This window comes from Agarivorans aestuarii (genome assembly GCF_019670125.1).
Lineage (GTDB): Bacteria > Pseudomonadota > Gammaproteobacteria > Enterobacterales > Celerinatantimonadaceae > Agarivorans > Agarivorans aestuarii.
On record NZ_AP023033.1, the window covers coordinates 1,051,053 to 1,073,129 of the forward strand.

The window sequence follows — 22,077 nt, forward strand, 5'->3', positions numbered from 1 at the left end:
AAGCCCTAAGGCTTGCTTTTTAGTGAGGTAAATAGCGAAGGCTTAAACCTCTTCTATTTCTTCTAGCTTAGTTGAGCCACCATGATGGACTTCTCTGCGACGCTGAATCATCGCGTAGAAACCAGGTATTAAGAAGGTGCCTACTAGTAATACACACAGCAATCCACCCACTAGCGATATTCCCAAAGAGTTTTGGCTAATATGGCCTGCGCCATTCGCTAATACCAGTGGGATCATGCCAAAGATAAACGACCAAGAGGTCATGTTAACCGCTCTAAAGCGCAAGGTGCCTCCGGTTACCGCCGCTTGATTGATGGGCATGTCTTTGTCTTCACGTTGCATACGAGCAAACTCAACAATCAAAATGGCATTTTTGGCGGCCAGGGCAATCAGCAGTACTAAGCCTATTTGCGCATATAAGTTCATTGGCAAACCAGCAATGGCTAACGCAACAAAAGAACCTAAAGTAGCTACCGGCACTACCAGGATAATGGCAAGTGGAATTGTCCAGCTTTCGTATTGTGCCACCATAAATAGGTAGATGAATAGCAGCGCTAGGGCAAAGGCGTATATGGCCATGTTACCCGCTTGGATCTCTTGGTAAGCCATGCCTGTCCATTCATATTGGTAACCATTTGGCAGCTCTTCAGCAGCTATTCGTTCCATTGCTGCAATGGCGTCACCAGATGAGTAACCCGGCGCTGGTTGGCCTTGCAATACTGCGCTGCGGTACAGGTTGTAACGCCAGGCGACGTCGGGCGCAAACTGTTGCTCAATACTGACTAAGGTACTTAATGGGACCATGTCGCCGCTGATGCTACGAACATGAAACTGACCAAGGTTATCTAGGCGACTGCGGTATTCATCTTCTGCCTGCATGGTGACTCGGAAGTTTTTACCGTAAAGGGTAAAATCGTTCACATATAACGAGCCAAGGTTGGCTTGTAAAGTTGTAAACAAATCCCCCAGTGGCACGCCAAGCTGTTTAGCTTTGCTGCGGTCGATGTCTACATAAAAATGTGGAACATCGGCTCGGAAAGTACTAAAAGCACTGCCAATTTCTGGTGCGGCATTGGCCTTAATAGTGATGTCTTGCATCACCTGTGCAAGGTCGCTGCGCGAGCGACCTAAGCCATCTTGCAGCACAAACTCAAAGCCCGAAGCGGTGCCCATGCCAGGAACAGCTGGAGGGCCAAAGGCGAAAATCATTGCATCTTGAATTCGCCCATAGGCTTGTTCATTAATACGCTGGCTAATGGCAAAAGAGCTGTGATCGCCCAGCAAGGCATTGCGCTCGTCCCAGTGTTTTAGTTTTACAAACATGGTGGCAGCATTTGACTGAATAGCCCCAGCTAATAAACCGTAGCCGTTAGCTAAACTCACTGCTTCTACGCCAGGTTCTTCAAGGATAATGTCATTGAGGCGCTGAGATACCTCCGCTGTGCGGCTAAGTGAAGCTGAGTCGGGCAGCTGCACGTTAACCAGTAATACGCCTTTATCTTCTTGCGGTACAAACGCTTTAGACGTGTTGTGGTTCATCCATGCTACAGCAGCAATGGCCAAGCAGAAGAATACCACTAATGCTGCACTGCGCCTTACCAACATGCCGGCAGCTTGCCCGTAGCGGGTGGTAATTGCCACTAAACCTCGGTTAAACAGCGCAAACCAACGCGCTTGTTTTTGCTTACCTCGCTTTAATACTAACGAACAAATCGCCGGTGAAAGGGTTAAGGCGTTGATTGAGGAAATAACCACCGAGATACAAATGGTAATGGCAAATTGGCGATACATTACCCCGGTAATTCCTGGCAGCATAGCAACCGGTAAGAACACCGCTAGCAATACCAAGGTGGAGGAGATAATCGGCCCAGTTACTTCGCGCATGGCTTTTAAGGTGGCTTGGCGTGGGGTGAGTTCTGGGTGGGCCGACAGTTTACTGTCGACGTTTTCAATTACCAGAATCGCGTCATCCACTACAATACCAATAGCTAAAATTAAGCCAAATAAGGTAATGGTGTTAATCGTAAAGCCGGTTGCCAACATAATGGCAAAGGTGCCGATTAGCGATACAGGAATAGCCACTACCGGTATTAGCGTAGAACGCCAACTTCCTAAGAATAGGTAGGTAACTAAAATTACCAGCAAAATAGCTTCAATTAGGGTTTTGATTACGCCTTTGACCGACTCTTCCACAAATAAGGTGGTGTCGTAGGCAATTTCGTAATCCATTTTCTCTGGCATATTGGCTTTAAGTTGGCCCATTAAAGCCATTACCGCTTCGCCACTTTCTAAAGCGTTAGCGCCAGTTTGCAAGGATAGAATTACTGATACCGAAGGCTGGTCCCTAAACTCGCCAAAGGCGGCATAACCACGTTTGCCTAACTCTACCCGAGCTACGTCTTTCAAATATATTTTTGAGCCATCGGCATTAGCGACCAGTAGAATGTTTTCAAAGTCTTCTACTGTATCTAAGCGGCCTTTGGTGAGCAGACTAAACTGCACGTCGTTGTTAGCTTGGTAGGGCGGTGCACCAATAGAACCCACAGCCACTTGCACGTTTTGCTCAGCTAAACTGGCGCGAATGTCACTGGTGGTTAAGTTAAGGTTGGCAAGCTTTAAAGGATCTAACCAAACTCGCATCGAGTATTCAGCTGAGCTAATTACTCGTACGTCACTAATGCCTTTTACACGAGCGAGTTGGTCTTCAATGTTTAGCGTGACGTAGTTGTTTAAGAAGGTATCGTCGTAGTGCCCGTCTGGAGAATAAAAGTTAAGCACCATTAATAAGTCTGGTGAACGTTTACGTACGGTTACACCCACTTGGCGCACTTCTGGCGGCAACTTAGATTCAATTTGAGTAACCCGGTTTTGCACATTAATTTGTGCCATGTCGGGGTCGGTACCAATATCAAAGGTTACCGTTAGTGAATAAGAGCCATCGTTAGCGCTTTTGGAGTTCATGTATAACATGTCTTCCACGCCATTCACCGAGCTCTCAATCACTTCGGCGACGGCTTCTTCTACTGTTTCGGCGCTGGCACCAGTGTAGTAAGCGGAAACACTTACCGAAGGCGGGCTAATTTGAGGATATTCGGCCACTGGCAAAACCATTAGGGCGATAGCCCCAGCCAATGACAATAAGATAGAAATTACCAAAGCAAACTTTGGCCTTTGAATAAAAAAGCGACTAAGCATAGTGACTAATTACCTTATCCTTGCTGCTTTTCAACAACTTGCACTGGGTGACCATGGCGTACACGTTGTAAGCCAGCAGTGATAACCTGCTCGCTACCTTGCAAACCTTTATGTATCACAACGCCTTGCTCTAGCACTGGGCCAATGGTGACATTACGACGCTCTGCCTTGTTGTCTTCGCCCACTAGCATGACAAATTCTCCCTCTAAATCACTTTGTACTGCGCGACGAGGAATCACTGTTGCTTCAACTAATGCGGTGCTGGTAAGGCCTATTTCTACATACTGGCCGGGCAAAAGCTGCTGTTGTGGGTTGTCGAATTGAGCACTGATATTGATGGTACCGGTTTGTAAATTGATTCGGTTGTCGATGAAATCTAAACGGCCTTTATTGGGGTAACTACGGTTATCGCTAATCACCAAATCAACGATGGTATCGTCGGTTTGTGCGCTTGAGTGAGCGTCTACATGATCAAGCCCCATTGCTAGACGCTCACGCTCCGAAACACGAAAACTGGCACGAATTGGATTTAAGCTCACAAGGTTAGTTAACGCGCCGCTAGTCATAGTGATTAAGTCACCTTTACTTACTTCACTTTGGCCAATTCGCCCATCAAAAGGGGCAACAATACTGGTGTGTTTTAAATCGACTAAGCTGGCGTTAAGTTCTGCTTCTGCAGCTTCTAACTGAGCTTCGGCAGAGAGCTTTTCTGCGGTTAAGCGATCAAACTCTGAGCGGCTAATATTATTCTTTGGCAATAAACGTTCGCCACGTTGCCAGTTTATCTCGGCATTGGTTAGTGCTGCCTTAGCTTTTGCCAGTGAGGCTTTGGCTTGAGCAACTGCGGCTTGGTAGCGGGTAGGGTCAATTTCATAAAGTAGTTGTCCGCGTTTTACCATCTGGCCATCTTCAAAGTGGCGTTTTACCAAGTAACCACTTACTTGTGCGCGAATATCTACATCTTGATAAGCCTCAATGCGACCAACAAATTGCTGGGAAGGCGCGTATTGAAGGTTTTGTGCCAATTCAGTGTTAACTAAGCTGGCGGGTATCTGGGCGGCAGACTCGGTAGAAGAGTTGCACGCACTGAGCAAAACTAATGCTGCGGCAGTCACAAGCATACGAAGACGGGTGGAAAACATGAAACTATCCTCAAACTATACAATGGTGCGGAACAAGTTGCCGAAAGAGCCGAGAGCTCCCTGCATTGGTATAGTTGGCGGATGCTAACTAGAACGCGATCCTTGCGAAACGCCTTTCTGACGCCTTTATTTTTAGTAATTACTAAAAATAAGTAGGGGCTAAATATACACCCATATTTACCAAAGGTAGCCTCAGTAATACCGAATCTAAGCTTCGGGATTTATCCGCAAGTTTGATGTTTGCTTGATGCTTTATCTGGTGAGTGAAGAATAAAGCAGCTTGTTAGTATTTGATTTCTCTATAAAAGCTATTTATGAAATGGATAAAGCTCGGCATTCGCTATGGCTTTACGCTATTATCTAGCCAAATTTTAGCGCGCGTAGAGGGCATGATGGCACGCCAAATAACTTACAAATATAAACGTCAAACCAAAGTCATTAATTTTTCTTTTGACAAGTTTCATGATGCACATGAAGCAGTTGCTGTGGCTGAAGGTGTTGATATTTCTTCCTTTTTGCAAATGGAGAAACAGCTGGCTATGTCTACCAGAGATAAAGCTACCTTGAAAGAATACCGAGCAAAAGAGTTCCAGCGTTTGGGCTTTAGCGATATTCGCTTCTTAAAAGACGAAGAAAAAGAAGCCAAATAGTGATTTAGTGCTTGAAAGCGCTTTTCTATAAAGTGCCCCTATATTTAACAGGGTTTTTTATTAAGCTAGCTTGATAAACAACAGGGAATGTTAAATATGTCTGAATCTATCCACTTCTTAGCGCTAGTTGATGAGCTTTCGGCGCTTGCACAAGTTGATGCCATTTTACTGGCGGGCTCAAGAGCTAGCGGCCTTTCTGATAGCTATTCTGACTACGATGTGTATGTTTATTTAAACGCTCCCTTGGCGGCTGAAACACGACAGGAGCTGGTGGCAAAACATTGTCAGTATCTTGAGTTAAATAATCAGTTTTGGGAAACCGAAGACGATGGTGTATTGCTCGACGGAATAGAGATTGAACTCATCTATCGAGACTTTTCCTTCTTGGAAAATGAGCTGCATTACTTAGTGGAGCGCCATCAAGCGAAAGTAGGCTACAGCACCTGCTTTTGGGCAAATTTACTCGATTCAAAAATTCTCTATGACGCTACTGGTCAAGCCAGGCGCTTACAGCAACGTTTTGATGTGGCTTATCCCAGCGCACTGCAACAAGCAGTAGTAAATAAAAATGCGCCTTTGCTTACAACACTAATGCCCGCTTACTACTTCCAATTAGCCAAGGCCTTAAAACGCCAAGACCGCGTTAGTTTAAATCACCGTTGTGCAGAGTTTTTAGCCAGTTATTTTGACATTCTTTTTGCCGTTAATGCGCTGCCTCACCCTGGTGAAAAGCGAATGCTTGAGTACGCTGAACTACACTGCAATATTTGCCCAGACAAGCTGACTGAAAATGTAGAGCGTTTGCTGGCGGAGATTGGGCAAGTGGCAGACAGCTTGTTAGATACAGTGAGTTTGTTAAGTGAAACCTTGCAGCAGTTGGTAACGACTCAAACATCCTTAAGCTGGCCTACTAAGTCCTAGCAGATAAAAGATAAGCTACATTGATCTATCTCTATTGATTAAAATAATATTTAATGTGAAGGTAGCGCAACTCATAGTAGTAAAAACAAGGATGTATTGATGCTAATAAGCCGTAAAGCCGCGGGTGGTTTACTCGCGCTAACCCTGTTCTCAGGCGCTTCTTTTGCAAGCTCCGATCTAGCCGTTCCCTATGTCGTAGGGGGAGAAGATGCCCCTAAAGGTGCTTATCCGTGGATGGCTCAACTTAAAGCGGGTAGCAGCCACTGTGGTGGTGTGTTAATTAATGAGCAATGGCTGTTAAGTGCTGCGCATTGTACTTTCGATCAATATGAAGAAGGGCAGCATACTCAAGCTGAAGATATCATCGCTTTTATTGGCGAAGATGAATTCAATTATTCTTATGATGACGGTTTGTCGATGGCAGAGGTATGCCAACATCCAGATTACGTTGATTTTGACAACACTGAGGAAGGCAAGGTTATTGGAGACTATGATCTGGTGTTGATACGTTTAGCTGACGCTACTTCTATTACGCCAATAACGATTAATCAAAGTGCTATTTTTGACCAATACTCTCCTGGTTTTGGCGTGCGAGTAATTGGTTACGGCAGAGTAAACAATGATGCTGATAACCCCGAGTATCTTGATGAGCTTCAACAAGCCGATCTCTTTTTAACATCGGCCTCAGAATGTAGCCAGTTTTATGGTGCGGAGTGGTTAAGTGAGCAAATGTTTTGTGCGGATAGTGATATAGCCGATTCATGTTCTGGCGACAGTGGTGGTCCATTGTTTATTGATGAGGGGACCCAATACAAGCTGGCAGGCATTGTTAGCTGGGGGACACGCAGTTGTGCTAATGCGCCTGGGGTTTACGTAGATGTTGGCAAATTGTCAGGCTGGATTAACCAAGTAATCCAAGCCAGTGAAGCAGAGCGAGCAGACCCAAGTTTGTGTTCACAACTAGCTGCTGTTCCTCGGCCTAGCTCTGGTGGTGGAGGGGCTGCTGGCGGTCTAGGTTTAATTGCTTTGCTGGTGTTACGCCGCTTTAGAAAAGCTAAAAATTAGATTTTTCAATTAGTTAATTAACGGAATAATTCTTCCGTTAAATTGTTTAAAAAATCCTCATGCATCGGCGGGCGTTTTCTGGTAGATTACGCCCGCATTTTTATATGCCACTAACAAGCTGTCTCATGGAGTGCTGTTAAACAGTTGAGAACGTCCACCCCAAGGATTGGGCCAGCAATTTGGACGAACATTTTTGCTTGTTAATGAGAATTTTATGCAAAGTATTTTTGCCGATATCGTTGGACTACTTGGTACTGCCTTAGTGGTAGGTTCGTTTTTTCTTTTACAGTTAGAGCGTTTAAATCCCAAACAACTTACCTATAACCTAATGAACTTAAGCGGTGCTATTTTACTGCTAATTAGTTTGTGCATTAATTTTAACCTAGCTAGCTTTGTTATTGAGCTATTCTGGATTGGTGCGTCAGTGGTAGGTATTGTTAAGTACTGCAAACGTGAACCTGTAGCCGCCTAACTAACCCGCCAGTGAATCGTCTAGAGATAAGAGCTATTGCTAAAACATATACCTACTCTGTATCAGTAATAGTTCTTTATTTAGGTCTTAGGATGTATAGATCTTAGCTAAACAGGTGTCTGTTTATTGCTTGCTGATAAATAGAGTTCCTGCTGTTTCAAGCCATCAACTAATCTAAGCTGACATTTGTTGTAACTAGCTTAGTAATAATTCGTGGTTAGATTCTAAAAATGTCGATAAGGTGGCAATACTAATGCTGCCCAAATGGCTAAAAGCTTTGTATGCTTAAAGCATTCAAACCTAGCTGTTTACTTATATGAATCAGATACATCCTCAACTTGCACCAATTTGCGACTATCTTGAGCAACAATTGCTGGGCAAGCCCCAAGCGGTGCGTTTGGCCTTGAGTTGTCTGTTGGCCTCTGGCCATTTGCTGATTGAAGATCTGCCGGGTGCTGGGAAAACCAGTTTAGCTAAATGGCTTGCTGCTGGTTTTGGTTTAAGTTTTCAGCGAATTCAATTTACTAGCGATTTATTGCCTGCTGATATTATCGGTGTGTCGGTATTTGAACCGCCTACTCAGCAGTTTAAGTTTCACCCTGGGCCTATTTTTCACCATCTAGTCTTGGCTGATGAGCTTAATCGCGCCAGCCCTCGCACCCAAAGTGCTTTGCTCGAAGCCATGGAAGAGCAACAAGTGAGTACCGACGGTGAGAGCTATCCTTTAAAAGCGCCGTTCTTTGTTATTGCCACCCAAAACCCGCGCGAGCAGCTTGGCACCTTCGACTTACCCGAGTCTCAGTTAGATCGCTTTGCGATGCGTTTAAGCATTGGCTTTCCTGATTTAGATTCTGAAATGGCAATGCTTAAACGAGGCAAGCAAACCAGCCAATCTTTAGCAGCGCTTTCGGTAGAGCAACTGTTGGAGTTGCAACAGCAAGTGAACGCTCTGCATTGCAGCGATGCTTTGTTAGATTATTTATTGCGTTTGGTGCACTGCAGCCGAGTGCTGGAAGGGGCTAGTCCTTTGTCGCCGCGTTGCAGCTTAACCTTACTTGCTTGCGCCAAGGCGTGGGCCTTTGTTCATAATAAGCAGCATGTTTCTCCAGAAGATGTACAAGCGGTATTTAGCGCGGTAAGTGCTCACCGCTTGGGCCGAGGAGATAGCGGTGAAGCCTATGCAAAACAAATTTTGGCTGAAGTAGACCCTTACAGCGATTTAACCTAGATATGAAGTTCACACTGCTAGAGGCGTTTAAACAATGGAAAGGTGTTCGTAGCGCTGCTTGGCTAGCTAAACGTGTACCTAGCAGTGGCAGTTTGCGTTTAACTCGCAAAAACCTGTTCATTTTACCTACTCGCTTTGGCTGGGGCTTTTTAGTCGCCTTAGTGGTGATGTTGATGATGGGCAGCAATTACCAAAACAACTTAATTATTGCCTTAGGCTTATGGTTGTTGGCGCTTTGGTTAGTGTGCTTGGTGCTGTGTCATCAGAACTTATCGGGAAATACCGTAAGTTTATTGCAACGGCCCGAAGGGCAATGCGACAAACCGCTGCGTTTATTACTCAACATCGTTAATCACAAACAGCCGCATGCCTTAGCGGCCGAAATAAAAAGCTGGCCAGGCAAGCAAGCCTATGAACAGCTCGATGGTCAGTTAGCTTTAGATCTAGAGGTAAAGCAGCGCGGGCGCCAATTACTGCCTCGCATCAGCCTCTCCAGTGTATTTCCTCTAGGCTTATTTAGATGTTGGACCGTGGCTGATTTTAATTGTGAGTTGCTGGCTTATCCTGCACCGCTGGCCGGTTTTGCTTGCCCTTCTCAGGAATGGGTAGAAGCCCATGATGTTGAGCGTGCTGCTAGTGATAGTCAGCTACAAAGTGAGTTTGCGGGCCTTAAGGCTTACCGTAGCGGCGAGCGAAAAAGCTTATTGGCTTGGAAGCAGTTTGCTGCGGGGCGTGGTTTACAGACTAAGGCATTTACTGGCAACCCTAGTATTGATTTACACCTTAGTGACCGCAGGCATAGCGGTTTAAACTATGAACAAACTCTTTCGGTATTGGCTTTTTGGTTGCGTCAGTTGGCGCAACAGCAACAGAGTTTTAGCTTACAAGTTGGTGCAAAGCAACTGGCTAGTGGCAGTGGTCATCAGCAGCTAAAAGCGGGTTTAAGGTTACTGGCAGAGGCCCCGAGCAGTGATGAATAGTCTCAACAGTTCGCATATTCGCATGTCGTTGTTGTGCTATTCGGCAACAGCTTTGTTATTGCTGCAACAAGTGCCTTGGCTGCTACTGCTTGTAGGCTTGGCTGCGGGGTGGTGGCGCTTGCGGGTGATGCAAGGCTTAGCCACTTTACCTAAACCACGCTGGGTAAAGCTAAGCTTAGTGCTACTTATTGCACTGGTGCTTTGGCTAGCGCGCTCCTTTGAGCTGTTTGATAAGCTGGTGAGCCTGGTAATGCTTGGCTATAGCTTAAAGTATATTGAGCTGCATAAGCGGCGTGATGTGGAAATGTTTAGCCTTACGGGCTTATTTTTGGTGGCATTTTCACTGGTTTTTTCTAGCCAACCCTTAGCTGCATTATTGGCTGCAATAGTGGCATTCTTACACTTATTACTGTTGCTTAGCTTAGATGTGAAAATAAGCTTTAACTGGGCTAAGCGGTTGGGTTTATGGTTATTGGCTATTGCTCCCCTAGCTATCGCGCTATTTATTGTTGCTCCACGCTTAGCGCCTTTGTGGAAAATGCCTACCCCGAGCAGCGCGCAAACCGGTTTGTCTGACGTGGTTCGTCCAGGCGATATCAGCCAATTGATTCGCTCAGATAAGTTAATGTTTCGGGCGGAGTTTAGTCGCGCGCCAGAACCCGATGAACTGTATTGGCGAGCCATGGTTTTAGATGAGTTTGATGGTGAGCAATGGACTCGCAGCCAGATAGCCCAACAGAAACAAGCTCCCGATAGCTCAAGTGCTATTAACCAGTATCAACTCTTGTTAGAACCCGCCAGCCAAGCGTGGTTAGCCACTTTAAATCCTAGCCAAGTTCGTGGTGGTGGCGCTAACTATGTGGCCGATGGTAGCTGGCTGCGCGAAGGTGAGAGCTTTCCACGACAAATTCTAAATTTTAGTCAATTAGAGCCGCCTACCAGCAGCGCGGTTCCACCCGCTTATTTGCACTTTCTTACCCGTTTACCGCAAAACATCACACCCAAAGTTAGCGAGCTTAGTGAGTATTTGGGGTCCGGTTTAAGCCCTCGAACACCTGATTACCCAAAGCAAGTGATGGCAAGCGTGCAGCAGTGGTTCTTAAGTCAGCAGTTTAGGTATACCCTCAGTCCGCCGGCTTACCCAGGGCTGTTAGGCGTCGAGCGTTTTTTATTAGATCAGCAAAGCGGCTTTTGTGTTCATTATGCGCAAAGCGTGGTGATACTGGCACGTTTGCAGGGGATACCTGCTCGTATGGTAACCGGCTTTTTAGGTGGAGAGTGGGAGCAACAAGACAGCTTACTAGCAGTGCGTAACTACGATGCACATGCTTGGATGGAGTATTGGGATGGTGAGCGTTGGGTGCGGCTTGACCCCACCGCTTGGATCGCACCCGACCGGGTAGAAAATAACCTTCAGCAAAGCCAAGCTACTGCAGAGCAATGGCAAAGTATCAGCGCTTGGAGCCAAAAGATTTGGTACACCCAAGGCTTTAATCAAATGCGCTTATGGCTTGCTCAAGCCGATTACTGGTGGGCTAAGTGGGTGCTTAATTTTGACCACAAACGACAGCTAAATTTGTTTTCGCAATTGCTGGCATGGTTGCCGGGCAGCTCTTTGCTAATGTTAACAGCGGGAATGATTTTGCTGGGTTTATTCGCCACTGTTTTACTCATGGCTAAACCTTGGCAATGGCGCCTGCCTAATAAACAAGTTATCGCACTTAAATGGCAGTGTTGGCTATTAGCCAGGCGGGGCGTAGTTCGTGACAAAGGAGAAAGCTTTAATCACTTCTTAAAACGTGTAGAGCAGCAAGCTCCGCAGCGAGCATTAGCCCTAGCACAAGCCATTAATAGCTATAACCAAAAGCGCTATCAACCTTAAGGCTCTAGGCTAAGGTTAAACGAGCTACAGACGATTGTGGCTCGCTTAAGCTTTTGGCTTTTCTATCACTCGGCTTTTCTCTAAGTGTCTGTGTTTATTTACCACTACTTTTCAACAAATACAGTGAGTTTTCTTAAAAAAGTCTAATTTATTTATCAATTTGTGTGAGCTAACCAGATTATTGGCAGCGCTGCTCGTAAAGTGAGCGACACTAAAAGCTCAGGTAAAAGGAGAAGTTTATGGACTGGATTGAGTGGTTTGGTTACTTGGCGTCGGTGGTGGTGGCCATTTCGTTAACCATGAGTTCTATTGTAAAACTGCGTTGGTTAAACATGGTGGGTGCAGCGCTGTTTTCAACTTATGGATTTATTATTGGCGCAATGCCGGTTGCCTTGTTAAATCTATTTATCGTATTTGCCAATGTTTATTACTTGCAGGGTATTTACCGCAGCAAGGATCAATTCAAGTTAGTGGCAGTGGAAGCTAGCAGTCCATTACTTGGTTTTTGGATTGAGCACTATCAAACTGATATCGAGAAGTATTTCCCGCAATTTTCGACAGATAGTTTGCTTGGGCAGGGCTGTTACATACTCATGCGCAATAGTGAGCCTGCAGGCATATTGGTGGGCAAACAGCAATTGCATGAGTTTGAAATAAAGCTCGACTACGTTTTCCCCGCTTATCGCGACTTTAAAACCGGCGATTACCTTTACCATAGCTCTGGGTTTTTTGAAGCCTTAGGTGTTAAGCAGCTAGTTAGCTATACGGCGGTAGCGAGTCACCAGCAGTATTTAGTTAAAATGGGCTTCAAAGCTTCGGGTGATAATGCAGCACTATACCAATATAAACTTGCTTAGCGCTAAGGTAGCAGAATAGCGCAACATGCTGTTAATTTTATGCTAGGGTGAGTTTTTTGATTCGCCTTTAGGTAACTGTAATATGCGTTTGAAATTGCTGCCGTTTTTGTTTCTGCCTTTGCTATTTGCTTGCGTTCCTGTCGAGCAAGCCCGCGCTCCCGAAACCCGCTCAACTACCGTTGTTACTGGGGATGTTGAGTACTTAAACAGCTCCAATGGCCGATATGCTTGGCACCCAAGTCTAGGCAAAGCTCATCTAGAGAAGGCCGAGAATGAAGAGCTACTATTAAGCGAGCTGCGCAAAAGTATTGCTAAAACAATGGCTGAGAAGGGCTACCAACAAGTCTCTTTGCAGCAGCAACCCGACTTTTTAGTTGGCGTGGGCGCAGCGCTTGAGTCGCAAATGAGTGACCAGCAAATATTAGAGCGCGCTGGTATGATGGCGGGAATGTCTAGTGATTCATTAGATCCTGAGCTTTACCAAAAAGGCTCAATAATGGTGGCGCTATTTCAAGCAGAAGATACTGGCCCATTTTGGCGGGTATTAGGCCAAGGTATGGCACCTACCAACATTCCACTTAGCGAACGAAAGCTGCGTATCGAATCAGCCATTGAGCGTTTGCTGCAATATCTACCTCAGCGATGAGTCGCTTTGGCATTTAGTTGACTAGATTAGTGACTTAAGGACGAAAGCGATGGCCGAGAATACACCAAGTAGCTTTAGCGTAAAGCAAGCAGCAGAGTTAGCAGGCATAAGTAGCGACACTTTGCGGTTTTACGAGAAAAAGGGGCTGCTGTTTACGGTTAATCGCTCACCTAGCGGCCATCGCCGTTTTAGTTCGCAAAACATAGAATGGCTGCGTTTTATTGTTTGCTTGAAGTCTACCGGCATGTCGCTTGATGCGATTAAGCAATATCGCGATATGCTGGACGAAGGCCCTAGCACCGAGCAACAGCGTTTGCAGCTGTTGCTAGATCATAAACAGCAAACCGAGCAACAAATAGCCTGCCTAAATCGAAATTTAGAACACGTACAGCGGAAAATAGAGCACTACCAAACTGGTAGCGAATTAAGCATTAAACTTAAGTCGCTTTAAACCGATTCAATCAAGGCGATGTCTTGTTTATCGAGTTTAAGGCTGGCACCTTTTATTACTCCATCAGCTTGCTCAGGGCTACGCATGCCAACAATGGCGCCGGTTACTGCCGGATGCTTTAAGGTCCATGCAATCGCAACTTCTGCTGTCGATACTTGATGTTTTTCTGCAACTTGCTGCAGGGCAGCAACTATTTTTAAGTTATGACTTAACTTCGGTTCGTTGAAGTCATCGGCTTTTTTGCGCCAATCATCATCACCCATTGCAGCGATCCGTTGGGCGGTCATTTTCCCAGTAAGTAAGCCAGATCCCATTGGTGAGTAACAAATCACCCCGGCATTGTGTTGCTGACAATAGGGCAGTAGCTCAGTTTCACATTCTCGGTTTATTAGGCTGTAGGGTGGCTGCATACTGTTAATAGGGGCTATTTTTTGTAGGCTTTGCATCTGTTCGATGGAGTGATTAGAAACGCCTAAATATCGAATCTTCCCCTGCTGTTTTAACTCAAGCATGGCTTGCCAAGCTTCTTCAATGTCCTCGGCTGGGTTAGGCCAGTGAATTTGGTATAAATCGATGGTTTCTACTTGCAGACGTTTTAGGCTGTTTTCTACTTCCTGTTTAACACTGGCTGCTTTAAGACACGGCTCAATATTATTTTGTGCATCCCAGTTAAAACCACATTTGCTAAAGATAAGTGGTTTTTCACTCAAGCTTTTAATGGCTTTACCTACTACTTCTTCGCTGTGCCCAAGCCCATAAACGGGCGCTGTATCTATCCAATTAATGCCTAATGACAAGGCGTGTTGAATGGTAGCAATGGAGTCTTCATCTTGCTGTGCTCCCCAGCCCCACTGCCACTTTCCACCCATTGCCCAAGCGCCTAAACCAATACGAGAGATATCTAAATCGCTGTTGCCCAAACGTGCCAATTCCATGTTGACTCCTCAAAAGCCTTGTTGATTACAATGTAAACAAATAACTTAGGCGTGAGTGTAAATCTTGGAGTTAACTCCAAGTCAAATACTAATACAGAGTCGGTGAAATATCGCTTTGATTAGTGATATTTCAACACATTCGGCTAGGATTAAAATAAGCCCTAAACTTATTGAAAAAGAAGGCCTTATTTCGGTTAATCTAATTTGGCTTGCGACCTTGTGCTGACTACACTGAGGCGATAAATAAGTTATAAAAACGATGCAGGAATCTTCATGTTAAAACAATACCCAATTACCGATTTACACCGCCACTTAGATGGCACCATTCGCGCAGAAACCATTTTGGAATTGGGTCGAAAGTTTAACGTAAGTTTGCCTGCTAACTCGCTACAAGAATTAATCCCCCATGTGCAAATTACCAAGCAAGAGCCTAACTTGGTGGCCTTCCTTTCTAAGTTAGATTGGGGGGTAAATGTATTAGGTGATTACGATGCTTGTGCGCGGGTGGCTGAAGAGAACGTTGAAGATTTAGTAAAAGCGCAGATCGACTATGCCGAATTACGTTTTAGCCCAGGCTATATGGCGATGAGCCACAAGCTTAATCCAGAAGGGGTGGTTGAAGCAGTTATCGAAGGTGTACGTCGTGGCATGCAAAAGCATGATGTGCAAGTAAACTTAATTGGCATTATGAGCCGTACTTTTGGTCAGCAAAGTTGTAGCGATGAATTAGCCGCTTGTATGGCGTTTCGCGATCAAATCGTGGCGGTAGATTTGGCGGGTGACGAGTTAGGTCATCCGGGTAATTTATTTGTGGAGCAGTTTTCACGTGCTCGAGATGCAGGTTTTGCTATTACGGTGCACGCTGGCGAAGCCGCTGGTTCAGAGAGTGTGTGGCAAGCTATTCGCGAACTAGGTGCAACCCGTATTGGCCATGGCGTTAAGATTGCCGACGATCCAGAATTAATGGACTATGTAGCAAAACATAAGATTGGTGTTGAGTCTTGTTTATCATCTAATTTCCAAACCAATACCACGCCAGACTTAAGCCAGCATCCACTAAAACGCTTTTTAGAACATGGTATTCGAGCTAGCTTAAATACCGATGATCCTGGCGTATCGGCGATTGATTTACCCGACGAATACCGCATTGCACGCGAGCAGTTGGGCTTTGGAGATGAACAGATCGCCAAACTGCAGAGCAACGGTTTAAAAATGGCCTTTATTAGTGAAAGTGCGCGTCAGGCCTTGCGGGAAAAAGCCTCAAAACGCTAAAGGAACCAAGTAAAAGCCCGTGCATTAGCACGGGCATTTTTATGGGCGCCGCACACCCAAGCTTATCTGTGGGCCTGGGCAATCCATTACTGCTGCTATGCAGCGGATCATTTCGTTTTCTAACACAGTAAGTTGTTTATCTAAACAAACACAGGCTACCAAAGCGCGCAAAATACGCTGCTTAATTTGCGGGTAGGCGTTGGCGAGCTTTTTCACTGCTGGGCCAAAATGCTCAACCTGACATTGCTCCAGAGGCAACAAAGTAATGGTATATAAACCAATGCTGTTGGCGCCTATCCCAAAGGCACGCTGAGTCTCGGTATCATTATCATGACCAAAGTAAGCGAGGCTCGATAATACGACCGAAAACGGCTCAGATAACGCTGGAATACTGCTATAGACCGGTTTGCTGTGTGTGACTTTTTCAAATTGATGAGATAAGTAGTGTTTTACTAAGTGGTACAAACACCATTCATACATATCTACTTGTTGGTCTGCCTTAATTAAGCTGCGTAGGTTATCCATAAAACGCTGATATTGCTTAGCCGACATACACTTAAGCGCAGGAAACGATAGTTCGAGCAGGGGTAGGCGGTAGCTTTTGTCCACCGAATTTATCCAAGTCCATGCTTGGAGTGTTTCTTCAATTCTTGAAGATTTACTCAGGTTGTCTTTAATATCGTCTAGCTGTTTAGCGCGTTGCGCTTCGTCGTTGCTAAGCAGCAAGGCATAAACCACACTAATAACGCCACAAGGATCATGAGCTAAACTGAGCAATCCATCGGGTAAGTGGGCTAATTCGCCACTTACCGTTACGGTATTCTCTGACAGGGTAAACTCAGCTTTTTCAGATTTGTTATCTAGAGCGTCTATGGCCGCTTCTGCTGCCGCTGCTACAAACACAGTTTTTTTGAGTTGCTCCTGGCGTTGCTGTTTGGCTTGCTGTTGGCTGGTTTTACTGTAAATAGGTTTGGCTACTTTTTTAATATCGCGCTTGATCAGTGCGCCATCCCAGCGAGGAAGAATCCGTTTTATCCGTGATTTAATGGCTGGATGAGTGGCAAAAAAGCTGCCTAAACGGCGAGCATCACCTATAAACATATGGCTGGTTTCTTGGCTAAGTGGGGTACGTAAACCCGAACCGGCATCATAGCCGCCGATAATTTTTAGCGCATCGGCGATGCCATTGGGGTTGCGAGTAAACTGCACCGCCGATGCATCTGCCAAATACTCGCGCTGGCGACTGATGGCCGCTTTGATCATATTAGCAAAGAATAAACCTATCCAGCCAAGAGCCAGTAAGCCAAATCCTGCAGCCGCCACCCGAGCGTCATTATTGTTAGAACGGCTCGATGAACGGTGGCTATAACGCTGAGTATGCAGAATAAATTCACCAAGGTTAGCGATAAAAACTATCCCGCTAAGCAAGGCAATTAAGCGCACGTTTAGGCGCATATCACCATTAAGAATATGACTAAACTCGTGGGCGACTACACCTTGCAACTGCTCTCTATTAAGCTGTTCAAGTGCACCTTGAGTAATGCCAATCACTGCGTCGGCAGGGGTGTGACCTGCTGCAAAAGCATTAATGCCAATTTCATCTTTGAGCAAATATACCGAAGGCACCGGCATGCCAGAGGCTAGTGCCATTTCTTCAACAACATTGAGTATTTGTTGCTGCTCTGGGTGTTGGCTATTGGGTGGAATACGCTGACCACCCAAAGATTCAGCTATTCTTCGGCCGCCATCTTTTAACTGAAACCACTTAAAAGCAATCGCGCAGATAATGACGCTAGTCATTACCAAGCTAACAAATACCAGAATATCAGCAGAGAAGAAGCTGCGATTGTCTGGCAAGTTTAACTCACTGGTAGAGTCAAACATCCACAAACACGCTGCGATCAAAATATTACTTAGGCCAATTAAAATGATCACTGCGATAACAAATAATAAGATCAACCACTTGCTGTTACGACGAGCATGATCTTGTTCAGCAAAAAAGTTCATGGTGCTCCCCGGTGCTTAAAAAGACACTTTAGGGGCGGTTTGTATCTCAGCACTGTCGGCAAACTCGAGTAAGCTTGCATCTTTTTTATGGCCAAATTGGGCAGCAAAAAACACCGGTGGGAAAGATTGACGGTATTCGTTGTATTCGGTTACCGAGTCATTAAAGGCTTGGCGTGAAAAAGCGACACGGTTTTCTGTAGTAGTAAGCTCTTCACTCACTTGCATCATGTTATCGCTGGCTTTTAGGTCGGGGTAGTTCTCCATCACAATGTTCATTTTGCTCATTGCACTTTGCAACGCCCCTTCGGCGCTGGCCAATTTGCTAAGCGTTGCACCAGTGGGATCACTTGCTGCAGCACGCAATAATGCCGAAGCATCGTTACGGGCGCTAATCACGGCCTCTAAGGTGTCTTTCTCATGTGCCATATAAGCTTTGGCTGTTTCAACTAAATTAGGGATAAGGTCGTAACGACGTTTTAGCTGAACTTCTATTTGAGCAAAGGCGTTTTGGTAGCGATTACGCAAGCTAACTAAACGGTTGTAGATACCAACAACATAAAAAACTAGTGCCGCAATAATTACCAAAATTACGATTAGTGATACATCCATTTGCCTAAGTTCCTTTATTTATTAAACACTTAATATCTGCATGATACGGATTTAGCATAACAATGCTATGGCTTAACTAGCAGTTTACGCTTAAATGATTTAGTTAATTTTTACCAAGGTGTAAGTAAATGCTGCCAACATCGGTTTGGTGAAAGCTGTGGAGCTGGGCTTGTTGTTTAGGTGTTCGCTAGCTTGGTGAAGTTGGCCACGTAAATGGAGCCGTTAAAGCTAGCTACAAACCCACAGCATTGGCAAAAAAGCATTTTTGTTTAGCTACTAAAGCTGCGATGCTAGGTGAATACAAGGATGAAAATAATTGGGTAGATATCACCATGCATGAATTGGCGACACTAGCGATAACCGTATTTATGGGCTTTTTTGCGATGATGAACCCTATCGCAAATACTGCTGTGTTTGTTGGCTTAACTGGCGGCCAAAGTGCTGCTGAGCGCAAGAGAACTGCATTTCGCTCACTTGCAACGGCTTTTTGCATCGTGGCAGCTTTTTGTTTACTGGGAAAAGGCATATTTGAATTATTTGGTATTACTTTGCCAGCGTTGCGTTTAGCCGGCGGTATATTAGTTTTTCTGGTGGGCTACCATATGTTGCAAGGTGCAAGCTCTAAACTGCATTCTCATACTCCCAGCAATGATAGCGACGATGAGGAAAAGGACATTGCAGTATCTCCATTAGCGTTGCCTATCCTAGCCGGGCCAGGAACCATTGCTACAGCGATGAACTACTCAGCTTCTGGCGGCATTATAAACATCATCGTTACTGTTATCGCATTTGCCTTACTGTGTTTAATTACTTTTATCTGCTTTTTATATGGCCCAAAACTGGTAGATAAAGTGGGCAAGGATGGGATAAACATTACCACCCGATTGATGGGGCTAATTCTTACTGTTATTGGCATGCAAATGCTAATTCAAGGCGTGCACGATGCCTATATGTTGTTTCAAGGCGTGAGTTAAAAACAAGGTTTTAGAGCAACACTATTAGCTGTATAGGCGCTTTTAGGTTAGCTGTTATTATCCCCACAAAGGAACAAAACAGTACAACATACTCGCTCCTTAGCGAGTATGTTGTACTAACAATTTTATCTCTAGTCTCTGTCAGCAAGCAGTTTGGCTATTAGGGCTGGTTCATCCGGATAGCCATATTTAGCTAAATGGTTAACTTCAGGGTCGCTGCAGAGGCTAAAATCGTTAACCCAGGCATTAACTGATGGTTTACCAAATAATAAAGTGAACTCAGGGCAAGATTTGTATCCACTCTTTGTTATTAGTTTCTCTACTCGCCACTTCTCAATTGATTTACCTGGAAATGCTATTAGTGTGCTAGCTAGCATCAATATAGATAAAAGCTTAATGCTTTTAGCAAACTTTCCTATGGTTTGTTTTTTCAGCTCTTGAGCTTTTAAAACTGCAGCCAACAGGAAAATCGACAAAACAAGTATACCCGCGAGGATGTAGCAATAACTAACATCTATATAGATTACTGGGTATTTTAACGATAATTGATTAGGGACGTTTGATAACAGCTCTCCGTCAGAAGAATAAAAACTAACGTCGGAACCGAAAGAGCCGCAATAAAAATTGTTAGATGAAGTAGTCGAATTTGCTTTTTAACTTGGTCAGTCATTTCTCACCATATCTACTAAAAATAGAAACCATTCGTTCGCATGCTATTCAAAGCTTTCATTCTATCAATCTTTATTCCCAGGTTGTCTAAATCATTTTTTGCCCTCTTTTCAGTATATTCATTGATAGAATCTATAATTTTTTTACTTATTTGATATCTAGTGTCTAAATAGTTAAACGCGGTGTTGAACGTAAATGCCACTGTTACATCTACTGCAATAGGTATTATTGTTAAAATAGCTGCTGCAGAAGCAAATAAGAAACCTAAGCAAGCAGACACTGCTGCTTTAGTGACATCAGCTGATATGTCAACAACCCAATTGCTCATAAGGTAATCTTGCTTTAGTGTGAGTTCCAATGTGTGGTAAGGAACAGAGAATAAAACAGTGATTAATACCCCACCTTTCGCTGAAGCTTTTAAACCTTGTTGACCAATACCGAGTTTAAGCATTTGAGCATTTGTGGATAGGTATCTAGTCCCTTTAATAACAGTTCTTAACTTGTGATTTCCTTTAACGCTAATGTAACTTTTAGCGCCATTTTGAGTTATTTCGTATTTCCCCAAAAATACTTCCGCCACGCTGCATATCTAGTGCTAGCGCTCCCATCGCTTTTACGTCTAAGGCTTGGCCAGCAAATTGGTTGGTGAGACTAGCGGTATTTAGAGCTAACTTTTGAGCGAGCTCCGATAGGCCTAAATCTTCTAATTTCTGACTAATCGCTGTTTGCTCAAGTCCTTGGCTTTCCTGTTTAGCTAACCATACTGAGAAAAACTGTGGCCCATGCAGTACATAAAGGTCCACTTCTTTCATTTCTGAAGCTTTAAGTTTGCTTAAGCAAGCATCACGTTTGGCTTTGTTTCGTTGGGACAAGCATTGAAATTAATTTTGAGCCACTGCAATTATCTCCTTTAGTTGCAGGGCAAGATACCAAATATCAATAATGACAAAGTGAACAATAAGTTTTGGTTAAGCGTTATTCGGTAGTTATTCTTAAAAAATACGACTAAAAAACCAAGGCTTGCCTTGGTTTTTTGTTTTCAATTATTATCTTGAGTCTATGCGAGAACTTGTTCAGGTTTGGTCGACAATACCGCTAGCAGGCGCTGGGCATGTTCTGCGACTTCAACGCCTAAATCGGTGAGGTAGCCTCCGTCGGGGAGGGTGCTTAAGCCTTTATTAAATAGGCTTTGTGCTGCAGCTACCACTTCGGGTGCTGCGTCATGGTGAACCTTAATCCCGGTTTGCAAACTGCTCATATCAAATTGCAGCAGCAGGTTTAGTTCGGCGATAGTATTGGGAGTAAATTTCATCGGGCCATCCTTTATGTTTTTGTTAACTCCACATTAGAAAGCCCACACTTATTGCGCAAGCGGTCAGGATAAGAACTGATACCTGACGCATTGTTTTATTTGCTCGCGTGGCGCTGCAAAAATCTCTCAATGACCTAGCGCAATTTTGTTCAATAAAGTTTTCCGCTGAATCTCTATAGTTTGGTTTTTTGCTAGGAACAAGAGGTTCACCGTGAGTATATTTATGTCGATGTTGGTATTTGCATTTATTGGTGCAATATCACCGGGGCCTGTGAACATTATTGCAACTGGAGCGGGGGCTAACTATGGTTTTCGGCAAGCCTTGCCACATGTAGTTGGGGCAAGTGTTAGTTATAGTTTAGTGGTGCTTACAACGGGTTTAGCGCTAAATGCACTGTTGTATTGGCTTCCCAGTTTAACCGAGCTGCTAAAGTATTTAGGCGGTGCTTTTTTGTTGTATCTCGCGCTTAAGATTGCATTGTCTCCGGTGGTCGCGCAAGGGGAGCAAGTACTGACTAAGCCACCCAGCTTATTGCAAGGCGCGCTGGCGCAAGGTTTAAATCCAAAAGCTTGGCTAGTGGCGATGTCTGGGGTGAGTTTGTTTGTTTCCACGCAGCATCCCGCATGGTTATATTTGTTGGTTTTTTGCTGTATCTCTCTTATTGTTTGTTTAGCTGGAGTGGGTACTTGGGCGGCAATTGGTTCGCTAATTTCCCGTTACTTACAATTACCCACGCGAATGCGAGCGTTTAATTGGCTAATGGCGCTGTTGTTGGCGGCTTCGGTTTTAACTCTTTTTGTTTAGTTCAA

General features: G+C 44.6%; 22 protein-coding genes. 13 read left to right on the forward strand and 9 right to left on the reverse strand.

Annotated elements, in window-relative coordinates; genetic code table 11:
- Positions 1-42: 42 nt before the first annotated feature.
- Both K5609_RS04875 and K5609_RS04880 read right to left on the reverse strand, forming a co-directional pair.
- Positions 43-3,195, reverse strand: coding sequence for an efflux RND transporter permease subunit (locus tag K5609_RS04875; protein WP_221076206.1), 3,153 nt, complete (start codon positions 3,193-3,195; stop codon positions 43-45).
- A gap of 14 nt (positions 3,196-3,209) precedes the next feature.
- Positions 3,210-4,337: an efflux RND transporter periplasmic adaptor subunit gene (locus K5609_RS04880; RefSeq protein WP_221076207.1), complete on the reverse strand. Its 1,128-nt coding sequence runs from the start codon at positions 4,335-4,337 to the stop codon at positions 3,210-3,212.
- Positions 4,338-4,651: 314 nt separating this feature from the next.
- On the opposite strand from K5609_RS04880, the gene K5609_RS04885 reads away from it, so the two are divergent.
- From K5609_RS04885 to K5609_RS04930, 10 genes are all read left to right on the forward strand, one after another.
- The gene (locus K5609_RS04885; RefSeq protein WP_343212505.1) at positions 4,652-4,987 is read left to right on the forward strand and encodes a DUF2960 domain-containing protein; all 336 of its coding nucleotides are present in this window, start codon (positions 4,652-4,654) and stop codon (positions 4,985-4,987) included.
- 96 nt (positions 4,988-5,083) lie between these two features.
- Entirely contained in the window at positions 5,084-5,908 is an 825-nt protein-coding gene (locus tag K5609_RS04890) for a DUF4037 domain-containing protein (RefSeq protein WP_221076208.1), read from the forward strand.
- 99 nt (positions 5,909-6,007) lie between these two features.
- Positions 6,008-6,973, forward strand: coding sequence for a S1 family peptidase (locus K5609_RS04895; protein WP_221076209.1), 966 nt, complete (start codon positions 6,008-6,010; stop codon positions 6,971-6,973).
- A 214-nt stretch (positions 6,974-7,187) separates the two neighbouring features.
- Complete coding sequence (locus K5609_RS04900; RefSeq protein ID WP_221076210.1) at positions 7,188-7,445, forward strand: CBU_0592 family membrane protein; 258 nt, start codon at positions 7,188-7,190, stop codon at positions 7,443-7,445.
- Between the two features lie 316 nt (positions 7,446-7,761).
- Positions 7,762-8,673: an AAA family ATPase gene (locus K5609_RS04905; RefSeq protein WP_221076211.1), complete on the forward strand. Its 912-nt coding sequence runs from the start codon at positions 7,762-7,764 to the stop codon at positions 8,671-8,673.
- A gap of 2 nt (positions 8,674-8,675) precedes the next feature.
- Complete coding sequence (locus K5609_RS04910; RefSeq protein ID WP_221076212.1) at positions 8,676-9,653, forward strand: DUF58 domain-containing protein; 978 nt, start codon at positions 8,676-8,678, stop codon at positions 9,651-9,653.
- A complete protein-coding gene (locus K5609_RS04915) occupies positions 9,646-11,535 on the forward strand; it encodes a transglutaminase TgpA family protein (protein WP_246611984.1) in 1,890 nt (629 codons plus the stop codon). Before K5609_RS04910 ends, K5609_RS04915 begins: the two co-directional genes overlap by 8 nt.
- A 239-nt stretch (positions 11,536-11,774) precedes the next feature.
- Complete coding sequence (locus K5609_RS04920; RefSeq protein ID WP_221076214.1) at positions 11,775-12,392, forward strand: hypothetical protein; 618 nt, start codon at positions 11,775-11,777, stop codon at positions 12,390-12,392.
- An 82-nt stretch (positions 12,393-12,474) separates the two neighbouring features.
- Positions 12,475-13,038, forward strand: a complete 564-nt coding sequence (locus K5609_RS04925) for a DUF4136 domain-containing protein (protein ID WP_221076215.1) — start codon at positions 12,475-12,477, stop codon at positions 13,036-13,038.
- A gap of 49 nt (positions 13,039-13,087) precedes the next feature.
- Complete coding sequence (locus K5609_RS04930) at positions 13,088-13,489, forward strand: MerR family transcriptional regulator (protein WP_221076216.1); 402 nt, start codon at positions 13,088-13,090, stop codon at positions 13,487-13,489.
- Here K5609_RS04930 and K5609_RS04935 read toward each other — a convergent pair.
- Positions 13,486-14,424 carry an aldo/keto reductase gene (locus K5609_RS04935; RefSeq protein ID WP_221076217.1) on the reverse strand — a complete coding sequence of 313 codons (939 nt, stop codon included), beginning with the start codon at positions 14,422-14,424 and terminating at the stop codon, positions 13,486-13,488. The genes K5609_RS04930 and K5609_RS04935 overlap by 4 nt on opposite strands.
- A gap of 273 nt (positions 14,425-14,697) precedes the next feature.
- On the opposite strand from K5609_RS04935, the gene add reads away from it, so the two are divergent.
- Entirely contained in the window at positions 14,698-15,696 is a 999-nt protein-coding gene (add, locus tag K5609_RS04940; protein WP_221076218.1) for an adenosine deaminase, read from the forward strand.
- A 39-nt stretch (positions 15,697-15,735) separates the two neighbouring features.
- Here the strand turns inward: add and K5609_RS04945 are convergent, their stop codons facing one another.
- Positions 15,736-17,703 carry a M48 family metallopeptidase gene (locus K5609_RS04945; protein ID WP_221076219.1) on the reverse strand — a complete coding sequence of 656 codons (1,968 nt, stop codon included), beginning with the start codon at positions 17,701-17,703 and terminating at the stop codon, positions 15,736-15,738.
- 15 nt (positions 17,704-17,718) lie between these two features.
- On the reverse strand, positions 17,719-18,312 hold the full coding sequence (locus K5609_RS04950; RefSeq protein ID WP_221076220.1) for a LemA family protein: 594 nt from the start codon (positions 18,310-18,312) through the stop codon (positions 17,719-17,721).
- Positions 18,313-18,560: 248 nt separating this feature from the next.
- Here K5609_RS04950 and K5609_RS04955 point away from each other — a divergent pair, with 248 nt between their 5' ends.
- Positions 18,561-19,286: a MarC family protein gene (locus tag K5609_RS04955; RefSeq protein WP_343212506.1), complete on the forward strand. Its 726-nt coding sequence runs from the start codon at positions 18,561-18,563 to the stop codon at positions 19,284-19,286.
- Between the two features lie 131 nt (positions 19,287-19,417).
- Here the strand turns inward: K5609_RS04955 and K5609_RS04960 are convergent, their stop codons facing one another.
- The 4 genes from K5609_RS04960 to K5609_RS04975 form a co-directional block, all read right to left on the reverse strand.
- Positions 19,418-19,747: a hypothetical protein gene (locus K5609_RS04960; protein WP_221076221.1), complete on the reverse strand. Its 330-nt coding sequence runs from the start codon at positions 19,745-19,747 to the stop codon at positions 19,418-19,420.
- 224 nt (positions 19,748-19,971) lie between these two features.
- Positions 19,972-20,535, reverse strand: a complete 564-nt coding sequence (locus K5609_RS04965; protein ID WP_221076222.1) for a hypothetical protein — start codon at positions 20,533-20,535, stop codon at positions 19,972-19,974.
- A complete protein-coding gene (locus tag K5609_RS04970) occupies positions 20,486-20,767 on the reverse strand; it encodes a hypothetical protein (protein ID WP_221076223.1) in 282 nt (93 codons plus the stop codon). Before K5609_RS04970 ends, K5609_RS04965 begins: the two co-directional genes overlap by 50 nt.
- A gap of 245 nt (positions 20,768-21,012) precedes the next feature.
- Positions 21,013-21,267 carry a TIGR02647 family protein gene (locus K5609_RS04975; protein WP_221076224.1) on the reverse strand — a complete coding sequence of 85 codons (255 nt, stop codon included), beginning with the start codon at positions 21,265-21,267 and terminating at the stop codon, positions 21,013-21,015.
- A 211-nt stretch (positions 21,268-21,478) separates the two neighbouring features.
- Here K5609_RS04975 and K5609_RS04980 point away from each other — a divergent pair, with 211 nt between their 5' ends.
- On the forward strand, positions 21,479-22,072 hold the full coding sequence (locus K5609_RS04980) for a LysE family translocator (RefSeq protein ID WP_246611943.1): 594 nt from the start codon (positions 21,479-21,481) through the stop codon (positions 22,070-22,072).
- Positions 22,073-22,077: the final 5 nt, after the last annotated feature.